The organism is Mesoflavibacter sp., from assembly GCF_964226795.1.
GTDB classification, from domain to species: domain Bacteria; phylum Bacteroidota; class Bacteroidia; order Flavobacteriales; family Flavobacteriaceae; genus Mesoflavibacter; species Mesoflavibacter zeaxanthinifaciens.
Genome location: NZ_CAXQQP010000010.1, coordinates 194126 through 217598, shown reverse-complemented (window position 1 = coordinate 217598; position 23473 = coordinate 194126). Strand labels below are relative to the sequence as shown.

The following is a 23473-nucleotide window of genomic DNA, read 5'->3' as shown; positions in this document are numbered from 1 at the left end:
TTTTAACGGATTCCAAAACGGTTTAATTTTTAACTGTTTTGCGCTGTAACCTAATTCTTTCTTAAGATACTGATTTAAAATTAAACAAACTCTGCTAGTTGCTTACTTTCGCCTTCGGTATAGTACACAATCATATTAAAAGCGACTTGATGTGCTTTTTCTGGGTGATGGTCTTTAACCAAATCTTTACGAGTGGCTAAACTTTCAATGGTAAGAATCTCTATACCAGAATTATTTGGCTTTTTTGCATTAAACTCAATATTTGGGATATCTTTTGGCATCAATTATTTCCACCAATTTTTTGTTGTAAAGCTGCTATCTTTAATATATATTTCTTCACCAATTTTAGGTGTTACCACATTTAATTTTTTTGTTTTTGCTGTTGCTGTAAATCGCTCTACAGGATCTGTCCAAGTATGCATTGCAAGTTTAAATGCGCCCCAATGTATTGGCATTACTTTTTTCGCATTTACATCAATTCCGGCTTGTACCGTTTCTTCAGGAAACATATGTATGTCTGGCCACATTTCGTTGTACTGACCGCATTCTATCATGGCGAAGTCAAACGGACCGTACTTCTCGCCTATTTCTTTAAAATGATCGGCATAACCACTATCGCCACTAAAGAAAATATTGTCATTTTTGGATTGAATTACCCACGACGACCATAATGTTTTTGCCCTATCGGATAATCCGCGACCAGAAAAATGTTGCGCTGGTGTACATACAAATTTTAAATCATTAAACGTGGTTTCTTGCCACCAGTCGAGTTCTGTAATTTTGTTTTTATCAACGTTCCATTCAAGTAAATGTGCACCAACGCCAAGTGGCATATAAAAGTGACCAACTTTATCTTTTAAAGCCTTTATCGATTCGTAATCTAAATGATCGTAATGATCGTGAGAAATTAGTACGGCATCAATTTTTGGTAATTGTCCAATTGTAATTGGCAATTCTTCAGAAAAACGCTTACTTCCTAAAGTTGGATGTGGCGCAGGAACACTGCTTAACATCGGGTCTATCAAAATAGTTTTACCTTGAGTTTGCAGTAAAAATGTTGAATGCCCAAACCAAACTAACCGTGTATCACCTTTGTAATTAGCAATATTTAAAGAATCAATTTTTATTGAAGGTAAATCGTGTTCTGGTTTTGTATTTGGCTGACTTTTAAAAAAGCCCATTAACGCTTTACCCATATCTTTTAAACTCATATCGAGTTTAACATCTTTGGTGTTTTTAAATACACCATCCTTATAATTTTTTGAAGTTTTATAACTTTCAATTGCTTCTTTAGATGGTTTTCCTCCAAATTGAGGACTAAATTGTACAAATAACACCACAATCAATGCGATTGCAGCAACAACTATTACGATGCTTAACACCATTCGTTTTAAAAATTTTAAAAGTTTACACTTCATTAGATTTTTCTAATTGCTTTCTAATATGTTCGCTATCCCAATGATTATCGTAGGCTACAATGCCTCGTTTAAAGTCATCTTCAAGCAATTTTTCTTGCTGTTCTATTTCTTTTCTCGCCATAAACACATAGTCTTCTTCCCGTTTAGGCTCAGAAGCTAACCGCCTTAAACTAGCTTCATCATACTTAATAAAATTCTGTACTTGACGGTTTAAAGTATATTTTCTAAAGCCTAGTTTATTAAGTGCATCACTCGCCAACGCTAAAGATGTATCTAAAGTTTCGCGGTAAATATTAGTTACATCAAGATTTAATAACTCGTAAGCGTCGTAACGGTTTTTAGTACGAACCAACATCTCAACATGCGGATATTTTTCTTTTATAATTTTACTGATGGCTTTGGCTACAGAAACTTTGTTTGTGGCAAAAATAAGTAATTTAGCTTCTGCAATTCCTGCGGATTCTAACAAATCTTCGCGTGTGGCATCACCATAATACACTTCAAATCCCATTTTACGAAGGAAATCGACACGGTTAGAATCGAAATCTAAAATGGTGGCTTCTACGCCATGAGAACGCAAAAATCTGCCAACCGTACTACCAAAATGTCCAAAACCAACTAATATTACTTTTTGCGATTTAGCGATATGATCCATTGGTCGTTTTATAGATTCTTTAGTACCTACTTTTGGAAGAATTAACCGCTCATTGATTACTGCTAAAATTGGTGTTAACGACATAGATACTGCAGTTATTACTAGCATCATATCCATTTGTTCTTGCTCTAAAATATTAAGCTGAAAGGCGAACGATAACAATACAAATGCAAACTCACCTACTTGAGCTAAACTAAAAGTTAGCAGCACATTTTGATCGAGTTTTAATTTGAAAATACGCCCTGTAATAAATAATACCAACGCTTTTATGGCAACAATAGCGAGTAAAATACCGCCAATTGTTAACGGGCTATTCGCAATCACCACAAAATTAATAGAGGCACCAACCGCCATAAAAAAGAGACCGAGTAGAAGGTTTTTAAACGGTTCTAACGTGCTTTCTAATTCGTGTTTAAACTCGCTTGTAGATAATACCACACCACCTAAAAAGGCACCTAATGCAGGGCTTAAGCCTACAAATTCCATTAAATATGAAATCCCAAATACTATTAAAAATGCAGCCGCAATTAACAACTCTCTAACACCTGTTTGTGCTACTTTACGTAGCATTGGAACCACTATAAAACGACCAGCCAAAACAATAAGGACTACCGATAAAATAATAGCTAAAGTTTGTAATCCTATAGGTAAACTTTGAATTAAACTTGATGCCGAATGTGACGCCTCATTACTCGCTTGTTCCGAAGTGTTACTTAATAAAGGTAAAGCACCAATCATAAATATGACGATGATATCTTGAAATAATAAGATGGAAAACGAGCTTGAACCAAAGGTGGTATTCATTAATCCTTTTTCCTTTATAGTTTGCAAAGCAATTGCGGTTGATGACAGTGCTACAGCCATACCAATAGCGAGTGCAACCTGCCATTCGTAACCTAAAAATGAAAAGAACACATAAGTTAGACCAACTGTTAATGCCACTTGTATACCACCCATACCAAGTATGGATTTTCGCATGTTCCAGAAATTTTTTGGTTCAATTTCTAGACCAATTAAAAACAGCATTACTACAACGCCAAACTCTGCAAAGTGTAAAATATCTTCGCCTTCTTCACCAATAAACCCGAACACATAAGGACCTATTAAAACACCTGCCAGCAAATACCCAATGACTGAGCTTAATCCCAATCGCTTTGCTATCGATACACAAATAATGGCACCAGCAAGAAAAACAATCGCTTCAAATAATAAACTTCCAGACATACGTTACGCGTTTAAAATTTCTAAATCATTAAGAAAAGAACAATTGGATAGCTGCGTTGCATTAAAATCGCCTTGCAACAAATCAATTAATTGTTCGTATTGGTTGGCGTAATCCAATAAATCTTCTTCAGATAAATGATGCGTACCCATAACAGCAAAAGGTGGTAAATAGTTCATTCCACACAATGTAGCAGTTTGTTCAAAAGGTCTTAAAAATTCATTAATGGTGTAGGTATTATAGCCTTCTGTACAATACACTTCGCGAGATCCTCCAGTAGTAATAACATTAAAAACGGTTTTATTTTGCAGTACTTTTCCGTGTGGACCGTATGCCCAATTAAACTCTAGAACTAAATCTTTCCATTGCTTTAAAATGGCTGGACTACTGTACCAATACAACGGATGATGCCAAATAACAATATCGTGTTGAAGTAATAACTCTTGTTCTTGTTGCACATTAATATGAAAGTTAGGATAATGCTCATACAAATCGTGAAATGTTACGTGCGCCTTATCTTTTAATCGGTCGATGAGTGTTGCATTGACTCTTGATTTTTCAAATTTGGGATGTGCGAAAAGAATGAGTACTTTTTTCATTGGCTATTTTGGTTGACTTTTAAACTTTAGTTGCTAACTATCCTTTCTGTTAAAGTTACTAATAATTTCACTTTGTCTTCAGCATACGCATCAGGATGCGCATTATTGTAACTTCCTCTGTCATTGTCAAAATATGTGCCTGATTGGCTTTTATGACGTTCTGACATCATATTAATTTGATAGTGTTATAAAAAAAAAGCCACACAGAATGTGTTTTACATTTGGTGGCTTTTTCTGCTATTAATCAATCAAACTAAACTTAAAATCTATCTGTAAGGAACACCATTTACAATAGGTTTAAACCTAAAAATATAAAACGGTGTAGATGATTTATCCTTTCCATTGTTAAAAACAGCGCCATTATTAACCTGTGTTGCAGAAACGTACATATAACCATCGACATGATTGTAACTTACACCATCTGGCCAAACCATATTTTTATGTTTTGCAATGGTTTTTACACTTTTATCTTTTGCAGAAACCACTGCTACACTTTGTTTTTCAAGCGCTGTTAGATAAATATTTCCATCCATATCAATACTCATTCCGCCATTGTTAGGTTTTTTAGAATAAGTTTCAATTTTAGTATCTAAATCGGCATCAGTATAAGTTTCATTTACTAAATCTGAAGTTTTAATTCTGTAGATTTTTGTTCCGTTTAACGGACCGTAATAAATATATTCAAAATCTTTATCGGCAGTAATTCCATCATTACCAACCAACAAATCGTTTCCGTTTACTGCCAAATGTTTACCATTAATAACCGTTGGTGTATTTTCTGGTTTGGTAGTTCGCGAACCTTCAAGAACACGACGTGTTTTTCCGGTTTTCATATTTACAATTATAAAAGCCGCTTTGCTTCCGTCGCCACCATTACCAATACCTTCGTCTGCAATTATAAAATAACCATTTTTAGTATCGACTACCATATCATTTGGCTGAGCAATTTCTGGAACAGACGATTTTGGCAGGTAGTAAATACGCTCTAAACTGTTAGTTTTAGTATTCCAACCCACAATTTTTGGCGTTACGTTGTTGCGTTGTGCCATATCTAGCATCCAAATAATGCCGTTTTCATCATTACGAATCCCCAAAACATTACTTAAATAATTATCGTCGGTATCGCGTGGTGTATTCCACGCTTTGTTTGGAAACGGTTTACTTTCTTTGGTTTTTACATCCATTATCATCACGCGATTTTCGGGTGCAAAAAAAGGATGATGGCTATAAACCAAATTGCCATTATTGGTAAACGTAATATTACCAACTGCCTGATTTGTTGTGGCAAATACTTCTGCTTCTTGCGCTTGGGTATTTAATTGAAATAAACCAAAACAAACAAGCATATTTTTAATGAATTTCATTGCTATTTTATTTTGAATTTACCATTAGAACGGATGTAAATAACCGTTTCTGTTTCTGTAGTTAAACGTGGTGAAGCGTCATATTCTGCACCAAAATAAGAACCTGGTTCCAACACGTTTTTAGCATCCTTTTTAGAAAATTGATGCGTTACTTTACCAGAAATAACCACAGCTCTAAAGTTTGGACTTAAGTTTTTAATTTTACCCTTGAAACCAGCTGGTAATTTTAAAAGAGTAGCACGCAGTTGATTTTTTTCGTGACTTCCCCATAAAAAAGCAGTTTCAACATTACTTTTTTCTGAAATCCATTCAATATCATTAGCGTTTAACCAAACTAAATTTGTTTTATCAACGTTCACTGGTTTTTCGCCATTATCAAACGCTTCCAATGTTGGTTTTACTAAATACGGTCCTTCTTGAATATCTAAAAACGCCATATTATCTTCGGCATCAGCAGCTGTAATATGTGCTTCACCAGCAGGTTGTTGCCAATATGAACCAGCTGGCAACCATTGTTTTTCGGCATTTTCATCATCATTATGCAACAAACCTTTAATTACGACACCACGATAGGTAATGTTGTGAATATGTGGTGGTGATGAAAATCCTTTTTTAAATTTCACTAAAAAACCTGCAGGCTCGTTTTTTGTACGGTCTCCCCAAAGTTTTCCTGCTGCAGGACTTTTATCGCCTCGTAATGGATTTAACCAACCCCATTCTACATTGTCTGCAGTAACGACTTCGTTTTTAGATTTTCTAACATCTGTTGTTGGTGTTTGGGCAAAAGCCGTAACACTTAATAACAGCGTTACTAATGTTGTTGTGATTGATTTCATAGTTTTTGTTTTATTGATTAAAAACGAAAATATTTCGTTTTAAAAATTATTATTTTTCTTTTGTTTTCTTAAGATATGCTGGTAATTCTTTGCTTAGCCAATCTTGACGAACAGGCACATGCACATCTAAATCTACCGTTTCTTCTAACGCCCAAAATTCATGTGGTACATTTTCTGGGAATACAATAACTTCTCCTGCCCCTACTTCTACAAAGGTTTCTTTGCCATCAATTATGGTTTTAATTTTCACCTTACCAGACATAATATATGTTATCTGTTCATTTGGGTGTTGGTGCCAAGGAATATGCGCGCCTTTTTCAAGATTAAAAATGGTCATTTGTCCTTTTTCACCGTGAAACCACTTGCGTTTTATGCCTTTACCAATAGTTTCTGATTGCATTTCATCAAAATTGAAATGTTGTACTTTTGATGTGGCTACAGAATCTATGGTTGTTACTTGTGCGTTTGCTTCAATTCCTATAAAACAAATAAAAAGCAATACTATTGAAACTATTATTTTATTCTTCATTCTTCTGAAATTAACTGACTTATTGAGTCTAAAACCCTTCTAAAACTATTTTACTTTTTTACTACTGAAATATCAAGTTGAACATCTTTTAGTGATTTTTTAATACCCATTAGTAAAAACTAATTGTTCTTTACAACTAACATCTAGCTTAAACGTTTTTAGAAATTATATTTCAGTAAAAATTTCGCTTTCTGGTAATCTAGATTTTGGTGTTTTATCTGTAGAATTAAAATCAGATTCTGCTCTGTAACCTATAGAAACGGCAACTAAAGCTGTGAAGCCTTTTTCTCTTAAACCAAATTCTTCATCTAAAGCTTTTACATCAATTCCTTCCATAGGTGTAGCATCAATTCCTAAACTCGCAACACCCAACAAAAAGCTACCTATGTTAAGATATACTTGCTTTTCCATCCAATGATTTAAATCTTTTAAATCATATTTATGTATGTCTGCAAATGTTTTAACAGCACCTATAAATCCATTTTTTATGTCTTCATTTGGGAATCGTCCATTTTTATCATCTACATCTGCAATGTGTTTGTAATAGTCTTCATCTGCATCTGTTTTTGCACAAAAAAGCACTACAGCTGAAGCATTAGTTACTTTAGGTTCGTTAAAATGGAAAAAACCTTGTGTTCCTTTTGCTATACGTGCTTTTCCTTCTTCAGTTTCAGCAATAATAAAATGCCAAGGTTGTAAGTTTACACTTGACGCACTCAGTCTTAACAAGCTTTTTACTTGATCCATATCTTCTTCAGATATTTTTTTGGTTGGATCAAATTCTTTAGTAGTGTATCTCCAGTTAAGTGTTTCTTTTAAATTCATTTTTAATTGATTCTTGTTATGTTTTATTTTTAACTATCAAAAGTATAGTGACAAAAGTATGTATAGTGATTATTTCTGACAATAACGGTCAAAAAGGATAGTTTAATTTTTTATAGTATAAAAAGACGTAAACTCAACAATATCAATACATTCAACCGAATGTTAAATTTACTATAAAAAGTATAGTTGTAATATTCTTAAGATTTCATTTAAAAAAAATTTAAATCGTTTTTCAACAAAATCAAATATGAATAAATATAATCTAGATCAATTAGTCTTATAAGAAGAAATGACTATTTACTACAACAATTTAATAATGTAATTAATAAATTTGAGATCCATCTATAAGATTAATGGATGCTTTAATGTTGTTTTTTATTTTTTAAAACACATCAAGGGGAATTTAAAATAAAAAAAGCCTGAATATAAATATTCAGGCTTTAGTTTTGTCGGGGTGGCAGGATTCGAACCTGCGACCTCCGCGTCCCAAACGCGGCGCGATAACCGGGCTACGCTACACCCCGAAAATGGTTATCTTTTCAAAACATAAATTTTGTTTTGAGGGTGCAAATATAGTAGTTTTCATCAATTTAAAAACATTTTTTATTATTAAATTGTAAATTCATAAAAAAAAATGAAAATGAAATTCAAATTCGGTCCATTTATTATAATAATTATAGCCTCCTTTTTTGCTTGTGCACAAGACAAAAACCCTATAAACACAAAACATTCATATGAGGTAATTGTAAAAGACCTAAATAACCCATGGGGATTTACTTTTCTTACTGATGGGTCAATACTAATTAATGAAAAAGATGGTCGAATCATTCATTTTAAAAACAATAAGAAGACTGAAATTAAAAATCCACCAAAAGTATATTTAAGAGGTCAAGGTGGATTGTTAGATATTGAGCTACATCCTAATTATAAAAATAACGGATGGATTTATTTTTCTTTTGCTTCTTCTGATGGTGACGAAAATGGAGGAAACACCTCAATAATGCGTGCAAAAATTAAAAACGACAGTTTAATTAATAAAGAAATACTTTATAAAGCTGTACCAAATACTACAAAAGGACAACATTTTGGATCTAGAATTGTCTTTAAAGATGGCTACTTATTTTTTAGCATCGGAGAGCGCGGAGAAAGAGATATCAATCCTCAAGATTTAACTAGAGATGGCGGTAAAATTTATAGGTTAAATGACGACGGAAGTATACCTAAAGATAATCCTTTTGTTGATACTAAAAATGCTAAAACCGCTATTTGGTCCTACGGACACCGTAATCCTCAAGGCTTAAAAATTAACCCTTTTACTAACGAAATTTGGTCTCATGAACATGGACCACGCGGTGGTGACGAGATTAATATCATTAAAAAAGGTGCCAATTACGGCTGGCCAGTTATTACTTACGGTATCAACTATTCTGGAACAACAATTACAGACCAAACCAAAAAAGAAGGCATGCAACAACCTTTACATTATTGGGATCCATCCATTGCTCCTTCTGGTATGTCATTTATTAATAGTGATAAATATGGAGATTGGAAAGGCAGTTTGTTAGTCGGCTCACTTAAATTTCAGTATTTAGATTTATGTACACTTCAAAAAGGAAAAGTCATTAAAGAGCAACGTCTTTTAGATGGTTTAGGTCGTGTAAGATCAGTAGAACAAGGTCCAGATGGTTATATCTATGTTGGCATAGAAAACTTAGGTATTGTAAAATTAAAAAGAGATAAAGAATGAAAAAAATAGGACTAATTCTAATTGCTTCAATATTAATAATAAGCTGCAAATCTTCAGACAAAAAAGCTAACCCAGAATTAAAATCTTCTATTGCCCAAGGAGAAAAAGTATATCAAAATTTCTGTATAAACTGTCATATGGCTAATGGAGAAGGGATTGAAGGCGCATATCCGCCATTAGCAAATTCTGATTATTTAGAAAACAATTTAGAAGCTAGTATAATAGGAATAAAAAACGGTATGAAAGGTAAAATTACTGTAAATGGAAAAACCTACAATAACGTTATGACTCCAATGGGTTTAAATAACCAAGAAGTAGCAGATGTGACTAACTATATTTTAAATAATTGGGGCAACAATAGTGACACTTTAATTACAAGTAAAGAAGTTTCTAAAATACTACTTAAATAAGGTTGTAAATTCTTAAATTTGAACCTTAAAATTAAATAAAAACAATGCTAATTATAGGAATTGCTGGCGGAACAGGCTGCGGTAAAACAACAGTAGTTAATCAAATATTAAACGAATTACCAGAAGGCGAAGTAGGTGTAATATCTCAAGACTCATATTACAAAGACACTACTCACCTATCTTTTGACGAACGTGTTAAAATTAATTTTGATCATCCACGATCAATAGATTTTGAACTTTTAGAGCAACACTTAAAAGAATTAAGAGCTGGTAATGCCATAAACCAACCCGTATATTCTTTTATAAAACATAATCGTACAGGCGATGTTATTGTAACAAAACCTCGTAAAGTAATGATTGTTGAAGGAATTTTAATCCTTTCTCATCCAGAAATTAGAGAGCATTTTGATATCAAAATATTTGTTCATGCAGATAGTGACGAGCGTTTAATAAGACGACTAAAAAGAGATATAAAAGATCGTGGTCGTGATATAGACGAAGTATTATCACGTTACCAAAACACGTTAAAACCAATGCATCAACAATTTATAGAACCAATGAAAGAGTATGCAGATATTATTATACCTAATAACAGATATAATACAGTTGCAGTAGACATAGTAAAAACAATAATTAACGAACGCTTAGTTTGAAATACTTAAAAAACATATACATTTTAACACTTGTTGTTTTTGTAATATGGATGGTGTTTTTTGACACCAATTCGTTAATTATACACAGTCAATATAATTCTGAAATTGACGATCTTGAAGCAGAAAAAGAATACTACAAAAAAGAAATACAAAAAGATAAAAAAGCTATAGAAGAATTGAGTCGTGAAGAAGGTATAGAAACCTTTGCTCGAGAACAATACTACATGAAGCGAGACAATGAAGATATTTATATAATAGAATATCAAGACAGCCTAAAAACTAAAGAAGATGAGTAAAAAACTATTTTCAGATTTTGAACCAGTTTCTGCAAAAGCTTGGAAACAAAAAATACAGGTAGACTTAAAAGGAGCAGACTATAATGACACTTTAGTTTGGCAAACTAACGATGGTATAAATGTAAAACCATTTTACCATCAAGACACTTTAGAAAACACTTTACACATAAAACCACAAACTTGGTCTATTGGTCAAATTATATTTGCTCAAAATGCAGATACAGCTAATAAAAAAGCAATAAATGCAATTGAAAAAGGTGCAGAAACTATAAAATTTATTATTCCTAATAATGAAGTTTCAATTTCAGAATTAATCAATAATATTGATTTACACGCTACAAACATTCAATTAGAGTTATTGTTTTTAGATCAAAACTGGATTTCAAATATTGATCAAAATATAAGTATTCAAGTAGATCCAATTCATCAATTAGTAAAAACTGGTAATTGGTTTTCTAATCTTGATAAAGATCTTACAGCCATTAAAGACACAGTAGCACATACAGGTTGTTTAACAATAAATGCTACAACCTATCAAAACGCTGGTGCAAATAACGTACAACAAATAGCCTACACTGTTTTACATACTAATGAATATTTTAATATCGTAGATGTTTCAACCATAAAAAAGGTGATTTTTAATGTTGCTGTTGGTACAAATTATTTTTTCGAAATTGCAAAATTAAGAGCGCTTAGAGCTTTATTTGACAGTATTGCTTCAGAATATAACATCTCTGCAACATGCGTTATAAACGCAATTCCTTCAAAAAGAAACAAAACTATATACGATTATAATACAAACATGCTTCGTACAACAACAGAATGCATGAGTGCTGTCCTTGGCGGTGCTAATACTGTTTTTAATTTACCATATGATGCAATTTACCATAAAGACAACGCTTTTGGAGAAAGAATAGCACGAAACCAATTATTAGTATTAAAAAACGAAAGCTATTTTAATGCTGTTAACAACCCATCAGATGGTAGTTACTACATAGAAAGTTTAACAAATCAACTTGCAGAAAACAGTCTAGATCTTTTTAAAGACATTGAAGCTAACGGAGGATTATTAAAGCAATTAAAAGAAGGCACTATTCAGAAAAAAATAAAAGAAAGTGCCGCAAAAGAACAACAGCAATTTGATGAACAAAAAATCATTCTTTTAGGTACCAATAAACATCCTAATAAAGAAGATAAAATGAAAAACGATTTAGAGTTATTTCCTTTTGTAAAAACCAATCCTGTTAAGACTTTAATAGAACCTATAATTGAAAAGCGTTTAGCAGAAAAACTAGAACAAGAACGATTAAAAACCGAAGAATAAACAACAAAACTAAAAAAACATGAACACACGTATTTTAAAAACTGTATTTGTATTTTTTATCGTATTAAACTTTAGCTGCAAACAAGATAACACCGAAGCAACGTTAGCAGAGTATAAATATGCAGAAAAACCAGAAACTATTAGCTGTGATCCTGCAAATGATAAGCTATTAAAAGAAGCGTTATATAGCTTTGAAAAAGATATTTTAAACCAATATGACCCAAACGGTAAAAATAAATTAAGAGCATACAGAGCTTTTGTAAATAATGCTATTTCTAATCGTGTAAAACCAGAGAACATGATGTCTTCGCACACAAAAGCTATTTTTGATGTATTAAAAACAAAATCAGATTTATGGCAAGAAGGAGCTTTAAACTATAATAGCGATTTGGTTAAATGTCTATCTCAAAACATGCAAGATCAAAGCTTAAAAACAACCTTTAACGCACTTGTAAGCACCAATAGCATGAATTACAAATTATTTGCTCCTGCATTAAGAAGCAACACATCTTACACCAGAGACGTTTATTTACAAACCTTTATAGCTTTAGATTATTACTACTCTAAGATGTTTGATTTAGATTTTACAAAAATTAATTTAGAATTTAACGACACTAAACAAGAAGCTAATAACAAAATAGATTTTAATAAAACACCTCTTAATCTACCTAAAAAAAATAACGTAAAAAAAGCAGACGATCACGCTGGGCACAATCATTAATATGAACTTAAAAAAAATAACATATTTAATATTAATAAGTCTAGTAATTACCTCTTGCATAAACAATGTTACAGAGGTAAGCAACTGGTTAATGGTAGATAGTTCTAATATAGAAACTATAGAAGGCAGCTACCATAAGCTAGATAAAGATCCTGTTAGAATATACTTACCAAGTGTTTTTAAAAGGAAAAGTGGTGTAGAATTCGAGAAAATTTTAGACAGCATCTCTACAGACAAGAATAGTCTAAAACTTGAATATGCCAGACTAAAACAATTAAGAGAAATAGAAGGTAATTTTTACATCTATTTTGATAAAAGCACATTCTCTACTTACACAATTAACACTTTACCTTACATGCCGCTTCAAAGACAAGACGCAAAATTTTTGTTAGGCATCATAAGTCAGTCAAATAGAGAAAATGAAAACAATCTAGATTTAAAATACACAAAGGTCACTGCTAAATATGATAATTCTGTTGGACCACAAATATTTAAATCTATCTTTAAAGTAGAAGATACTAAGTCAATAGACAATCCGACCTTTTACAATTCTACTTATATAGTTTCTTACAACAACAAAACGGTTTTTATTCAATTAAGCACACCTTTTGAAGCTAACTTTGATCCGTTTTTACAAAAAATGATATTATAATGTCAAGAAAAAATCTTCAACATATAACGCTTAAAACTCAAGAAAACATAAAAGTAGACCAACAAATTTCTACTTTTAATACTGCAGAAGACATTCCTGTAAAATCTACTTACGCTAAGTCAGATACTAAGGATTTAGAACACTTAAATTTTGTTGCAGGAATAGCACCAAATCTTCGCGGACCATACAGCACAATGTATGTACGCAGACCTTGGACCATACGCCAATACGCAGGTTTTAGCACCGCTGAAGAGAGTAATGCATTTTACAGAAGAAATCTTGAAGCTGGTCAAAAAGGTCTATCAGTTGCTTTCGATTTAGCGACGCATCGTGGTTACGATTCTGATCACGAACGTGTAGTTGGAGACGTAGGTAAAGCTGGTGTAGCTATTGATAGTGTTGAAGATATGAAGGTTTTATTTGACCAAATTCCGTTAGATAAAATGTCTGTATCTATGACCATGAATGGTGCTGTGTTACCAATCATGGCATTTTATATAGTTGCAGCCGAAGAACAAGGCGTAAAACCAGAACAATTAGCAGGAACCATTCAAAATGATATTCTAAAGGAATTTATGGTGCGTAACACTTACATTTACCCACCAACACCTTCTATGAAAATCATTTCAGATATTTTTGAATATACTAGTCAGAATATGCCAAAATTTAACAGTATTAGTATTTCTGGTTATCATATGCAAGAAGCTGGCGCGACTTGCGATATCGAATTAGCTTACACGCTGGCAGATGGATTAGAATATATTAGAAAAGGATTAGATGCAGGAATGGATATAGATACTTTTGCTCCAAGATTATCCTTCTTCTGGGCTATTGGTATGAATCATTTTATGGAAATTGCTAAAATGAGAGCTGCAAGAATGCTTTGGGCTAAATTGGTGAAACAATTCAACCCTAAAAATGCTAAATCTTTAGCATTACGTACGCATTGCCAAACAAGTGGATGGAGTCTTACAGAGCAAGATCCTTTTAATAATGTAGCAAGAACAACTATTGAAGCTGCAGCTGCTGCTTTTGGAGGCACACAAAGTTTACATACAAATGCATTAGACGAAGCTATAGCTTTACCAACAGATTTTTCGGCAAGAATTGCACGTAACACGCAGATTTTCTTACAAGAAGAAACACATATCACTAAAACTGTAGATCCTTGGGCAGGTAGTTATTATGTTGAAAAACTAACTCATGATATTGCAGAAAAAGCTTGGGATTTAATACAAGAAGTAGAAGAACTTGGCGGAATGACTAAAGCAATAGAAGCTGGTATACCAAAACTTCGTATTGAAGAAGCTGCTGCGCGTAAACAAGCAAGAATAGATTCTGGTCAAGACATAATAGTTGGAGTAAACAAATACCAATTAAAACAAGAAGATCCTTTACATATTTTAGAAGTAGATAACCAAACGGTAAGACTACAACAAATAGAAAGCATTAATAAAATTAAAGCAACTCGTAATACTGAAAAAGTAAAAGAAGCTTTAAATAATTTAACAAATGCAGCTAAAACAAATCAAGGAAATTTATTAGCTTTAGCAGTAAATTCTGCTAGAGAAAGAGCTACATTAGGAGAAATTAGTGATGCTTTAGAAACTGTATTTGGACGTTATAAAGCAAACATAAAATCATTTTCAGGTGTGTATAGTAAAGAGATTAAAGACGACAGTAGCTTTAAAAAGGCAAGAGCATTAGCAGATACTTTTGCTGAGCAAGAAGGCAGAAGACCTCGTATTATGATTGCTAAAATGGGACAAGATGGTCATGATCGTGGCGCAAAAGTAGTTGCCACAGGTTATGCAGATGTAGGTTTTGACGTAGATATTGGACCTCTATTTCAAACACCTAAAGAAGCAGCAAAACAAGCTGTAGAAAATGATGTGCATATTTTAGGAGTATCTAGCTTGGCAGCAGGACATAAAACCTTGGTTCCGCAGGTTATTGAAGAACTTAAAAAATATGGTCGAGAAGATATTATGGTAATTGTTGGAGGCGTTATCCCAAAACAAGATTATCAATACCTATTTGATGTTGGCGCTGTAGCCGTTTTTGGACCAGGAACAAAAATTAGCGATGCAGCTATTAAAATTTTAGAAATCTTGATAGATTAATTATAAAAAGAGCCACTAAAAAAGTGGCTCTTTTTTTTTATAATAAATTGAAATTCTTTTCGTTAGCATATTGAATAAATTTTCATTTTAACATAAATTTCAACATTTAGTTAAACATAAATTTTATTTTTATAAACCATTCCTTACAAATTATTAATTAAAACAACCAAAAATGAAAAAATCACTATCAATTTTCACAATGGTGTTGTTTGTATTAACAGGTACTATTAAATTAAATGGACAAACTGTTACTAAAACATCACTTAAAACAGATCAAACTAAAAAATTTAATTCTGCAGAAAAAATCCCTTTTAATCCAGAAGTAAAAAAAGGAGTTTTAAGTAACGGCTTAACTTATTATATTAAAAACAACGGTAAACCAGAAAACAAAGTAGAACTTAGACTTGTAGTTAAAGCTGGTTCTATTCTTGAAGATGAAGACCAAAGAGGTTTAGCTCACTTTATGGAGCACATGAACTTTAACGGAACCAAAAATTTTAAAAAAAACGAACTTGTTGATTACCTTCAAAGTATAGGAGTAAAATTTGGTGCTCACTTAAACGCATATACTAGTTTTGACGAAACCGTTTACATGCTTCCAATACCTAGTGATGATCCTGAAAAATTAGAAAAAGGATTTCAAATATTAGAAGATTGGGCTCATAATGCACTATTAACAGAAAAAGATATTGATGAAGAAAGAGGTGTTGTTTTAGAAGAATTTAGATTAGGTCAAGGCGCTGATGAAAGAATGATGCAAAACTACCTACCAAAATTAATGTATGGTTCTAAATATGCAGAAAGGTTACCTATCGGAACAAAAGAAAATCTTGAAAATTTTGACTACGAAAGCTTAAGAAGCTATTATAAAGATTGGTACAGACCAGATTTAATGGCGGTTATAGCTGTAGGAGATATTGATGTAGAAACTTTAGAAAAGAAAATTAAATCACACTTTGGAGGTATAGAAAATCCTAAATCACCTAAACCTAGAGAAATTTTTTACGTTCCAAATCATAACGAAACTTTTGTAGCGATAGAGACCGATAAAGAAGCTTCGTTTTCTCAAGTCAGAGTGCTTTTTAAAGATGAAAGCAACAGTAAAGAAGACGAAACATTAGAAGAGTTTAGACACTCTATTGTAGAATCACTTTTTTCTCAAATGATAAATAATCGTTTAGACGAACTTAGAAATAGTGAAAATCCACCATTTGTTTACGGGTATTCTTTTCATGGAGGTACATGGGCAGACACTAAAGACGCTTATCAATCTTTTGCTATGACAAGTCCAGATGGACAATTAAAAGCATTAAAAGTATTACTTGAAGAAAACGAAAGAGTAAAAAAATACGGCTTTGGCCAAGGTGAATTTGAAAGAGCCAAAAAAGATTTAATCGCTAGATTAGAAAAATCTTTTAAAGACAAAGATAAAACTGAGTCTAACAGAGTTTTAGGAGAATACATAAGAAACTTTTTGGTTAACGAGCCAATGCCAGGTATAGAATGGGAATACAACTTTCATAAAGAACAACTACCTACAATAAAACTAAATGAAGTAAATCAATTAATTTCTGACTATATAAAAGACACAAACAGAGTTGTAGTTTTAACAGGTCCTGATAAAGAAGATATTAAAAAAGTAACAGAAAAAGAAGTAAGAGATTTATTAGAAACCGTTAAAAACGAAGACATAAAACCGTACGAAGACAAAGAAGTAGCTTCTTCTTTAATTACAAATTTACCTCCAAAAGGTTCTATTGTAAAAGAAACACAAAATAACAAATTAGGTACCACTACCCTAACCTTAAGTAACGGCGCAACGGTTACTTACAAAAAAACAGACTTTAAAAACGACGAAATTTTATTTGATGCCTTCAGTTTTGGTGGTAGCTCATTATATTCTGATGAAGATTACTTAGAAACAGTATTTGCTAACAATGGATTAACAGATGCTGGCGTTAATGGATTTAGCAAAGTAGATCTAGGAAAAATGATGTCAGGAAAAATTGTTAGTGTAAGACCAAGAGTTGGCGGTATTACGGAAGAAATTTCAGGATCTTCAACACCAAAAGATTTTGAAGAATTGTTTCAGCTAACACATTTATATTTTACAGCATTAAATAAAGACGAAAAAGCTTTTGCTTCATATATAAATAAACAAAAAGCCTTTATAGGCAATATGTTATCAAGTCCGCAATTCTATTTTCAAGATCAATATTCTAAATTTGTATACGGTGCAAACCCAAGATATTCCGGTTTTCCAACACCAGATAAATTAGATCAAGCTAATTATGATTTAGCTTACCAAAAGTTTAAAGAACGCTTTGCAAACGCAGGAGATTTTAAATTTTACTTTGTAGGGAACATTGATGAAAACAAAATAAAGGAATACTCAGAAAAATATTTAGCTAACTTACCATCAACAGGTAAACAAGAAACTTACAAAAAAACAGATTTTAGACCTTTATCAGGATCACATACAAAAATTGTAGAAAAAGGTACAGACCCAAAAAGTTCTGTTAGAATTGTGTATCAAGGTGAAACAACTTATGATGAAAAAGAAGACTATGCATTAAGTAGTTTAGGTGAAATTTTAACCATAAAACTAATCGAAAAACTACGTGAAGAAGAAGGCGGTGTTTATGGTGTTGGAGCTAGAGGAAATATTAACAAAATTCCTTACGGCTGGTATAGCTTTAGTATTAGTTTTCCTTGTGGACCAGAAAATGTAGAAAAACTTAAAAATGCAGCTATTGCCGAAGTTGAAAAAATTGTAGCTAACGGACCTACAGAAGAAGACTTAGCCAAAGTAAAAGAAGCGCAGCTATTAGAAAGAAAAGAAGATCTAAAAGAAAACAGATTCTGGTTAAGACTTCTAAAAAATGCAGATTATGAAGATAAAGATGCTAATAAAATCTTAGAGTATGAAAAAACTGTAACTAATCTTAGTAAATCTGACATACAAAATGTTGCTAAAAAATATCTAACAAAAGGTTATATTTTAGGTATCCACAATCCAGAAAAATAATCAAGTCAAACATTAATAAAAATGAGGTTGCAATGTTAAATTTACAACCTCATTTTTTTATTTATGTTATTAACAAAGGTTTTTATTCCTCATAAATAATTGTATTTTTACCGTTACAAAAACCAAATTGATTAATGGGTAAAATTATAGCAATTGCCAATCAAAAAGGTGGTGTTGGTAAGACAACTACCTCTGTAAACTTAGCCGCCTCTTTAGGTGTTTTAGAAAAAAAAGTTTTACTTATAGATGCAGATCCACAAGCTAATGCCACATCTGGATTAGGGATAGATGTAGAGTCTGTAGAAATTGGTACATATCAAATTTTAGAACACACTAACACAGCAAAAGAAGCTGCAATACCTACAGAAACTCCAAACTTAGATATAATACCAGCTCATATTGACCTTGTTGCTATCGAAATTGAATTAGTAGATAAAGACCAGCGCGAATATATGCTTAAGAAAGCTCTTGAAGAGATAAAGGACCAATATGATTATATACTAATAGATTGCGCTCCTTCTTTAGGACTATTAACCCTTAATGCGCTAACTGCTGCAGATGCAGTAATTATTCCAATTCAGTGCGAATATTTTGCACTAGAAGGTTTAGGAAAATTATTAAACACTATTAAAAGTGTACAGAAAATACATAACAAAAATCTAGACATAGAAGGTTTATTGTTAACCATGTACGATTCGCGTTTAAGACTGTCTAATCAAGTAGTAGACGAAGTCCAAAAACACTTTAACGACATGGTATTTAGTACCATTATTCAGCGAAATGTTAAACTTAGTGAAGCACCAAGTTATGGTGAAAACATTATTAATTACGACGCATCAAGTAAAGGTGCTAGCAATTACCTAAGTTTGGCTAAAGAAATTATTACAAAAAACTCCTAATTTATGGCGAAAGCAACTAAGAAACAGGCTTTAGGACGCGGACTTTCAGCATTACTGAAAGATCCAGAAAACGATATTCAATCTGCAAAAGACAAAAACGCAGACAAAGTTATAGGTAATATTGTCGAGTTAGAATTAGATCAAATTGAAATGAATCCATTTCAACCACGAACTAATTTTAATGAAGAATCGCTGCGTGAATTAGCCTCATCTATTAGAGAATTAGGTGTAATACAGCCAATCACGGTAAGAAAATTAGGCTTTGAAAAATATCAGTTAGTTTCTGGTGAAAGACGTTTTAGAGCATCAAAATTAGTTGGTTTAGAAACTGTACCTGCTTACATAAGAATAGCTAACGATCAAGAAAGTCTAGAAATGGCATTGGTAGAAAACATCCAACGTCAGGACTTAGACCCAATAGAAATTGCTTTATCTTATCAACGTTTAATAGACGAAATCAATCTTACACAAGAGCAAATGAGTGAACGTGTAGGAAAAAAACGAAGCACCATTGCTAATTACTTACGTCTTTTAAAGTTAGATCCGATTATCCAAACAGGTATGCGCGACGGATTTTTATCTATGGGACATGGACGTGCTATTATAAATATTGAAGATCAAAATATTCAACTTGAAATCTACGAAAAGATTTTAAGTGACAAACTTTCTGTTAGACAAACCGAAAATTTAGTTCGTAATTATAATCAAACTAGCGAAGTAAAAGTTCCTGCAAAACCTACAAAAGAAGAATTACCAAAATATGTTAAAAAAGGCATCACTGCTTTTTCAGAATACTTTGGACATAAAATTGACGTTAAAGTCTCTAGCAATGGTAAAGGAAAAATTACAATTCCTTTTCATTCTGAAGAAGATTTTAACCGTATAAAAAAGCTAGTCCAAGGTGATAAATAAGCAATATATTATTACACTTCTTTGTGTTATTTTTTGCTGTTTTCTTCAAGCACAAGAAGATAACAGCAATAAAAAAGCAGACACAACAAAAACCAACAAATTACCTAAAGGATTAAAGGAAAAGGACGATATAGCTTTAGCAGACTCTAGTAAAGTAAAAAAAGTTAAGCTTCCAAGAGAATATGACCCTTTAGCACCTTCTCGTGCTGCATTTTATTCTGCAATTTTACCTGGTTTAGGTCAGGCTTATAATGGTAAATACTGGAAAGTACCTATTGTTGTAGGTGCAATAACTACGGGTATTTTATTTTACGATCATAATAACAAACAATACAATCGTGTTAGAGATGCTTACAAGAGAAGACTTGCAGGTTTTACAGATGACGAGTTTTATGGTAGACTAACTGATGATGCACTAAGAGATGCACAACAAACATTTAGACGTAATAAAGAATTATCTTTATTAATTACATTTGGTCTTTATGCTCTAAATATTGTAGACGCTAATATAGACGCTCATTTATTACAATATAATATAGACGAAAACTTAAGTTTAAAGCCTCATTACAAACTAAACGATATTGATAATCAAGGAGATTTAGGCTTAACATTAAACTTTAAATTTTAACTTCTTATAAATTGAAGCTAACTTTAGTTTCATTTAAATACATAAAAAATGAAAATCGCATTATTAGGATATGGTAGAATGGGTCAAGCTATTGAGCAAATTGCCGTAAGCCGAGGACACGATATTGTAATAAAAACAAGTAGTAATACAGGTTACAATATTAAAGAAGCAGATGTTGCTATAGATTTTAGTATTCCTAATGCTGCTTTTAATAATATTTCAAACTGTCTAAATAATGATGTGCCTGTAATCTCAGGTACAACAGGTTGGTTAGATAAATATAATGACGCTGTTTCGCTTTGCAAAAAAAATAAAGGTGCATTTATATATGCTTCAAACTTTAGTTTAGGTGTAAATATCTTTTTTGAACTTAATGAAATTTTAGCAAAAATGATGACTAAACTAGAAGATTATAAGGTAGACATCGAAGAAATTCATCATACAAAAAAATTAGACGCACCAAGTGGTACTGCTATAACTTTAGCAGAAGGCGTAATAAAAAATCACAGTCAATATTCTAATTGGAAATTAGATGAAAGTACAGAAAACATACTTCCAATAACTGCAAAACGTATTCCTGATGTTCCTGGCACACACATTATTACTTATAAAAGTGATATTGACACCATAAAAATTGAACACGAAGCACACAGTAGACAAGGTTTTGCTTTAGGTGCAGTTATCGCTGCCGAGTGGATTATTGGCAAAACAGGTGTTTTTACTATGAAAGATGTGTTAAATATTGGGTAACTTTAATATATTTAACAACATTTGTAAAACAAGACAAACTAACAAATCAGATATTTATTATGAGTGGAACTCAGTGGATTATATTTTTCTTTATCATTCAACTTTTACATGGTTTAGCTACTTGGAAGTTATATATAAAAGCAGGAAGAAAAGCATGGGAAGCATTTGTACCTGTTTACAATGCTGTTATCTTAATGAAAATTATAAACAGACCTTGGTGGTGGACAATCCTTTTATTTTTGCCAATAGTTAATCTTATCCTGTTTCCGGTAGTTTGGGTAGAAACAGCAAGAAGTTTTAACAAAAACAGCACTCAAGATACTTTTTTAGCTATTATTTTATTAGGATTTTATAACTTCTATTTAAGTTATGGGGCAAAAGATTTAAAATATAGAGAAAATAGAAGCTTACATCCTTTAACCGAGCTTGGTGATTGGGTAAGTTCTATTTTATTTGCAGTTGTTGCTGCTACAATTGTTCACACTTATTTTATTCAACCTTTTGTAATTCCGACTTCTTCTTTAGAAAAAACTTTATTGGTTGGTGATTTCTTATTTGTTAGTAAAGTAAATTATGGCGCGCGTACACCACAAACTACAGTTGCTGTACCAATGATACACGATGCTGTTCCAGGAACTACGGTTCCATCGTACATCAAAAAACCACAATTACCATATTTTAGGTTACCAGCTTTAGAAGAGATAGAACGTAACGATATTGTTGTTTTTAATTGGCCTGTAGATACGTTGGTAGATATTAATAATCCTTACGGAGAAGTGAGATACAAACCTGTAGACAAAAAGACCAATTATGTAAAACGTTGTGTGGGATTACCTGGTGACTCTTTATCTATCAAAGAAGGATACGTTTACATTAACGGAAAGAAAAACGAATTACCCGACAGAGCTAAACTTCAGTTTTTTTATACAGTAATATTAAAGAATAACGTCTCTCAAGAATTTTTAGACCAGTACGGAATCACGGAGTACACAAGAGTATTTCAACTTAAAAAATCAATTTTTGAGAATGAAAAAGTTCAACAATACATCAAAGCAAATGGGATTAACTTAACTGTGGTTTCAGATGATGGCGACATGGTTGCTTTTAAAGGCAATGTGTCTCAAGACATGTATGATAAATTAAAAATTAATTTTTCTGATAAAGCATTAAACATTAATCTTACAGAAGAATTAGCTACAAAAATTAAGAGTAATCCTAATGTAGTTTCGCTTAAAAAAGATTTATCAACACAACCGGAAAATGATATTTTCCCTCGTACGCCAGAATATAGTTGGAATAAAGATGAATTTGGTCCAATTTACATTCCAGAAGCAGGAAAGACAGTCGACTTAAATTTAGAGGTTTTACCGCTTTACAAACGCATAATTACTGCTTACGAAGGGAATACTGTAGATGTAAAAGGTAATCAAATTTTAATTAATGGTGAAGTTGCAAACACATATACTTTTAAACAAGATTATTATTGGATGATGGGTGATAACAGACATAATAGTCAGGATGCAAGAATGTGGGGCTATGTGCCATTTGACCACGTGGTTGGAAAACCTGTATTTGTTTGGATGAGTTGGGATAGCAACGGTAAAGGATTAGACAAAATACGTTGGAATAGATTATTTACTACCGTTGGTGGCGAAGGTAAACCAACATCGTATTTTATTCCATTTTTAGTGGTATTAGCTGGTATTTTTGCTTTTAATAAATTTAGAAAACGTAAGAAGAAAACAGCTTGATTTTAGTTCATACTTTTTTGTTCATCAAACCTTTTTTCAATTTGTTCAACAGGGTCTTTTTTTGACCTAAAACCACGATTCATACCAGATCCTATATAGTCTTTTAACGGTTTATCAACGTTTGGCAATAT

At 32.2% G+C, this 23473-nt stretch carries 23 protein-coding genes and 1 tRNA gene; 14 read left to right on the top strand and 10 right to left on the bottom strand.

The window, feature by feature from the left end; translation table 11 throughout:
* Window positions 1–80 precede the first annotated feature (80 nt).
* The 10 genes from ACEQT4_RS10060 to ACEQT4_RS10015 form a co-directional block, all read right to left on the bottom strand.
* On the bottom strand, window positions 81–281 hold the full coding sequence (locus ACEQT4_RS10060; RefSeq protein ID WP_370227415.1) for a hypothetical protein: 201 nt from the start codon (window positions 279–281) through the stop codon (window positions 81–83).
* Window positions 282–284: 3 nt separating this feature from the next.
* Window positions 285–1418 carry an MBL fold metallo-hydrolase gene (locus tag ACEQT4_RS10055; protein ID WP_372521217.1) on the bottom strand — a complete coding sequence of 378 codons (1134 nt, stop codon included), beginning with the start codon at window positions 1416–1418 and terminating at the stop codon, window positions 285–287.
* Window positions 1408–3297, bottom strand: a complete 1890-nt coding sequence (locus ACEQT4_RS10050; protein WP_370227411.1) for a monovalent cation:proton antiporter-2 (CPA2) family protein — start codon at window positions 3295–3297, stop codon at window positions 1408–1410. Before ACEQT4_RS10050 ends, ACEQT4_RS10055 begins: the two co-directional genes overlap by 11 nt.
* Before the next feature lie 3 nt (window positions 3298–3300).
* Window positions 3301–3894 carry an NAD(P)H-dependent oxidoreductase gene (locus ACEQT4_RS10045; RefSeq protein ID WP_370227409.1) on the bottom strand — a complete coding sequence of 198 codons (594 nt, stop codon included), beginning with the start codon at window positions 3892–3894 and terminating at the stop codon, window positions 3301–3303.
* A 26-nt stretch (window positions 3895–3920) separates the two neighbouring features.
* The gene (locus tag ACEQT4_RS10040) at window positions 3921–4061 is read right to left on the bottom strand and encodes a hypothetical protein (protein ID WP_370227407.1); all 141 of its coding nucleotides are present in this window, start codon (window positions 4059–4061) and stop codon (window positions 3921–3923) included.
* Between the two features lie 99 nt (window positions 4062–4160).
* Window positions 4161–5258 carry an L-dopachrome tautomerase-related protein gene (locus ACEQT4_RS10035; protein WP_370227405.1) on the bottom strand — a complete coding sequence of 366 codons (1098 nt, stop codon included), beginning with the start codon at window positions 5256–5258 and terminating at the stop codon, window positions 4161–4163.
* Between the two features lie 2 nt (window positions 5259–5260).
* Window positions 5261–6094 (bottom strand): DUF4437 domain-containing protein, encoded by an 834-nt coding sequence (locus tag ACEQT4_RS10030; RefSeq protein WP_370227403.1) that lies wholly within the window; start codon window positions 6092–6094, stop codon window positions 5261–5263.
* A gap of 49 nt (window positions 6095–6143) precedes the next feature.
* Entirely contained in the window at window positions 6144–6623 is a 480-nt protein-coding gene (locus ACEQT4_RS10025; protein WP_370227401.1) for a cupin domain-containing protein, read from the bottom strand.
* Between the two features lie 165 nt (window positions 6624–6788).
* Window positions 6789–7448, bottom strand: a complete 660-nt coding sequence (nfsB, locus tag ACEQT4_RS10020) for an oxygen-insensitive NAD(P)H nitroreductase (protein ID WP_370227399.1) — start codon at window positions 7446–7448, stop codon at window positions 6789–6791.
* A 449-nt stretch (window positions 7449–7897) separates the two neighbouring features.
* Window positions 7898–7972: transfer RNA gene (locus ACEQT4_RS10015), tRNA-Pro, on the bottom strand.
* A gap of 116 nt (window positions 7973–8088) precedes the next feature.
* On the opposite strand from ACEQT4_RS10015, the gene ACEQT4_RS10010 reads away from it, so the two are divergent.
* The 14 genes from ACEQT4_RS10010 (at window position 8089) to lepB (ending at window position 23342) form a co-directional block, all read left to right on the top strand.
* Window positions 8089–9195 (top strand): PQQ-dependent sugar dehydrogenase, encoded by a 1107-nt coding sequence (locus ACEQT4_RS10010; RefSeq protein WP_181256089.1) that lies wholly within the window; start codon window positions 8089–8091, stop codon window positions 9193–9195.
* Window positions 9192–9605 carry a cytochrome c gene (locus ACEQT4_RS10005; RefSeq protein ID WP_106676096.1) on the top strand — a complete coding sequence of 138 codons (414 nt, stop codon included), beginning with the start codon at window positions 9192–9194 and terminating at the stop codon, window positions 9603–9605. The genes ACEQT4_RS10010 and ACEQT4_RS10005 overlap by 4 nt, the downstream gene beginning before the upstream one ends.
* A 44-nt stretch (window positions 9606–9649) precedes the next feature.
* On the top strand, window positions 9650–10258 hold the full coding sequence (gene udk, locus ACEQT4_RS10000) for a uridine kinase (protein WP_106676094.1): 609 nt from the start codon (window positions 9650–9652) through the stop codon (window positions 10256–10258).
* On the top strand, window positions 10255–10554 hold the full coding sequence (locus ACEQT4_RS09995) for a septum formation initiator family protein (protein ID WP_027880654.1): 300 nt from the start codon (window positions 10255–10257) through the stop codon (window positions 10552–10554). Before udk ends, ACEQT4_RS09995 begins: the two co-directional genes overlap by 4 nt.
* The gene (locus ACEQT4_RS09990; protein WP_370227396.1) at window positions 10547–11878 is read left to right on the top strand and encodes a methylmalonyl-CoA mutase subunit beta; all 1332 of its coding nucleotides are present in this window, start codon (window positions 10547–10549) and stop codon (window positions 11876–11878) included. The genes ACEQT4_RS09995 and ACEQT4_RS09990 overlap by 8 nt, the downstream gene beginning before the upstream one ends.
* 19 nt (window positions 11879–11897) lie before the next feature.
* Window positions 11898–12599, top strand: a complete 702-nt coding sequence (locus ACEQT4_RS09985) for a hypothetical protein (RefSeq protein WP_370227394.1) — start codon at window positions 11898–11900, stop codon at window positions 12597–12599.
* 1 nt (window position 12600) lies between these two features.
* Entirely contained in the window at window positions 12601–13251 is a 651-nt protein-coding gene (locus ACEQT4_RS09980; protein ID WP_223077219.1) for a hypothetical protein, read from the top strand.
* Window positions 13251–15374, top strand: a complete 2124-nt coding sequence (scpA, locus tag ACEQT4_RS09975; RefSeq protein WP_370227391.1) for a methylmalonyl-CoA mutase — start codon at window positions 13251–13253, stop codon at window positions 15372–15374. The genes ACEQT4_RS09980 and scpA overlap by 1 nt, the downstream gene beginning before the upstream one ends.
* Window positions 15375–15546: 172 nt before the next feature.
* The gene (locus ACEQT4_RS09970; protein WP_370227388.1) at window positions 15547–18402 is read left to right on the top strand and encodes a M16 family metallopeptidase; all 2856 of its coding nucleotides are present in this window, start codon (window positions 15547–15549) and stop codon (window positions 18400–18402) included.
* Between the two features lie 134 nt (window positions 18403–18536).
* Window positions 18537–19301, top strand: a complete 765-nt coding sequence (locus ACEQT4_RS09965; RefSeq protein ID WP_027880660.1) for a ParA family protein — start codon at window positions 18537–18539, stop codon at window positions 19299–19301.
* Between the two features lie 3 nt (window positions 19302–19304).
* Window positions 19305–20213 (top strand): ParB/RepB/Spo0J family partition protein, encoded by a 909-nt coding sequence (locus ACEQT4_RS09960; protein WP_027880661.1) that lies wholly within the window; start codon window positions 19305–19307, stop codon window positions 20211–20213.
* Window positions 20203–20841, top strand: coding sequence for a DUF5683 domain-containing protein (locus ACEQT4_RS09955; RefSeq protein ID WP_027880662.1), 639 nt, complete (start codon window positions 20203–20205; stop codon window positions 20839–20841). Before ACEQT4_RS09960 ends, ACEQT4_RS09955 begins: the two co-directional genes overlap by 11 nt.
* Window positions 20842–20889: 48 nt before the next feature.
* A complete protein-coding gene (gene dapB / locus ACEQT4_RS09950) occupies window positions 20890–21591 on the top strand; it encodes a 4-hydroxy-tetrahydrodipicolinate reductase (RefSeq protein WP_370227385.1) in 702 nt (233 codons plus the stop codon).
* Window positions 21592–21650: 59 nt separating this feature from the next.
* Window positions 21651–23342, top strand: coding sequence for a signal peptidase I (gene lepB / locus ACEQT4_RS09945; protein ID WP_370227383.1), 1692 nt, complete (start codon window positions 21651–21653; stop codon window positions 23340–23342).
* Window positions 23343–23473 lie beyond the last annotated feature (131 nt).

Excerpts from the sequence above, each read along its gene's own strand:
- lepB (WP_370227383.1), top strand. The coding sequence starts at position 21,651 with ATGAGTGGAACTCAGTGGATTATATTTTTCTTTATCATTCAACTTTTA.
- ACEQT4_RS10025 (WP_370227401.1), bottom strand. The coding sequence starts at position 6,623 with ATGAAGAATAAAATAATAGTTTCAATAGTATTGCTTTTTATTTGTTTT.
- ACEQT4_RS10035 (WP_370227405.1), bottom strand. The coding sequence starts at position 5,258 with ATGAAATTCATTAAAAATATGCTTGTTTGTTTTGGTTTATTTCAATTA.
- nfsB (WP_370227399.1), bottom strand. The coding sequence starts at position 7,448 with ATGAATTTAAAAGAAACACTTAACTGGAGATACACTACTAAAGAATTT.
- dapB (WP_370227385.1), top strand. The coding sequence starts at position 20,890 with ATGAAAATCGCATTATTAGGATATGGTAGAATGGGTCAAGCTATTGAG.
- ACEQT4_RS09970 (WP_370227388.1), top strand. The coding sequence starts at position 15,547 with ATGAAAAAATCACTATCAATTTTCACAATGGTGTTGTTTGTATTAACA.
- ACEQT4_RS10040 (WP_370227407.1), bottom strand. The coding sequence starts at position 4,061 with ATGTCAGAACGTCATAAAAGCCAATCAGGCACATATTTTGACAATGAC.
- scpA (WP_370227391.1), top strand. The coding sequence starts at position 13,251 with ATGTCAAGAAAAAATCTTCAACATATAACGCTTAAAACTCAAGAAAAC.
- ACEQT4_RS10055 (WP_372521217.1), bottom strand. The coding sequence starts at position 1,418 with ATGAAGTGTAAACTTTTAAAATTTTTAAAACGAATGGTGTTAAGCATC.
- ACEQT4_RS09980 (WP_223077219.1), top strand. The coding sequence starts at position 12,601 with ATGAACTTAAAAAAAATAACATATTTAATATTAATAAGTCTAGTAATT.
- ACEQT4_RS09960 (WP_027880661.1), top strand. The coding sequence starts at position 19,305 with ATGGCGAAAGCAACTAAGAAACAGGCTTTAGGACGCGGACTTTCAGCA.
- ACEQT4_RS10010 (WP_181256089.1), top strand. The coding sequence starts at position 8,089 with ATGAAATTCAAATTCGGTCCATTTATTATAATAATTATAGCCTCCTTT.
- ACEQT4_RS09965 (WP_027880660.1), top strand. The coding sequence starts at position 18,537 with ATGGGTAAAATTATAGCAATTGCCAATCAAAAAGGTGGTGTTGGTAAG.
- ACEQT4_RS09985 (WP_370227394.1), top strand. The coding sequence starts at position 11,898 with ATGAACACACGTATTTTAAAAACTGTATTTGTATTTTTTATCGTATTA.
- ACEQT4_RS10050 (WP_370227411.1), bottom strand. The coding sequence starts at position 3,297 with ATGTCTGGAAGTTTATTATTTGAAGCGATTGTTTTTCTTGCTGGTGCC.
- ACEQT4_RS10030 (WP_370227403.1), bottom strand. The coding sequence starts at position 6,094 with ATGAAATCAATCACAACAACATTAGTAACGCTGTTATTAAGTGTTACG.
- ACEQT4_RS09990 (WP_370227396.1), top strand. The coding sequence starts at position 10,547 with ATGAGTAAAAAACTATTTTCAGATTTTGAACCAGTTTCTGCAAAAGCT.
- ACEQT4_RS10060 (WP_370227415.1), bottom strand. The coding sequence starts at position 281 with ATGCCAAAAGATATCCCAAATATTGAGTTTAATGCAAAAAAGCCAAAT.
- ACEQT4_RS10045 (WP_370227409.1), bottom strand. The coding sequence starts at position 3,894 with ATGAAAAAAGTACTCATTCTTTTCGCACATCCCAAATTTGAAAAATCA.
- ACEQT4_RS10005 (WP_106676096.1), top strand. The coding sequence starts at position 9,192 with ATGAAAAAAATAGGACTAATTCTAATTGCTTCAATATTAATAATAAGC.
- udk (WP_106676094.1), top strand. The coding sequence starts at position 9,650 with ATGCTAATTATAGGAATTGCTGGCGGAACAGGCTGCGGTAAAACAACA.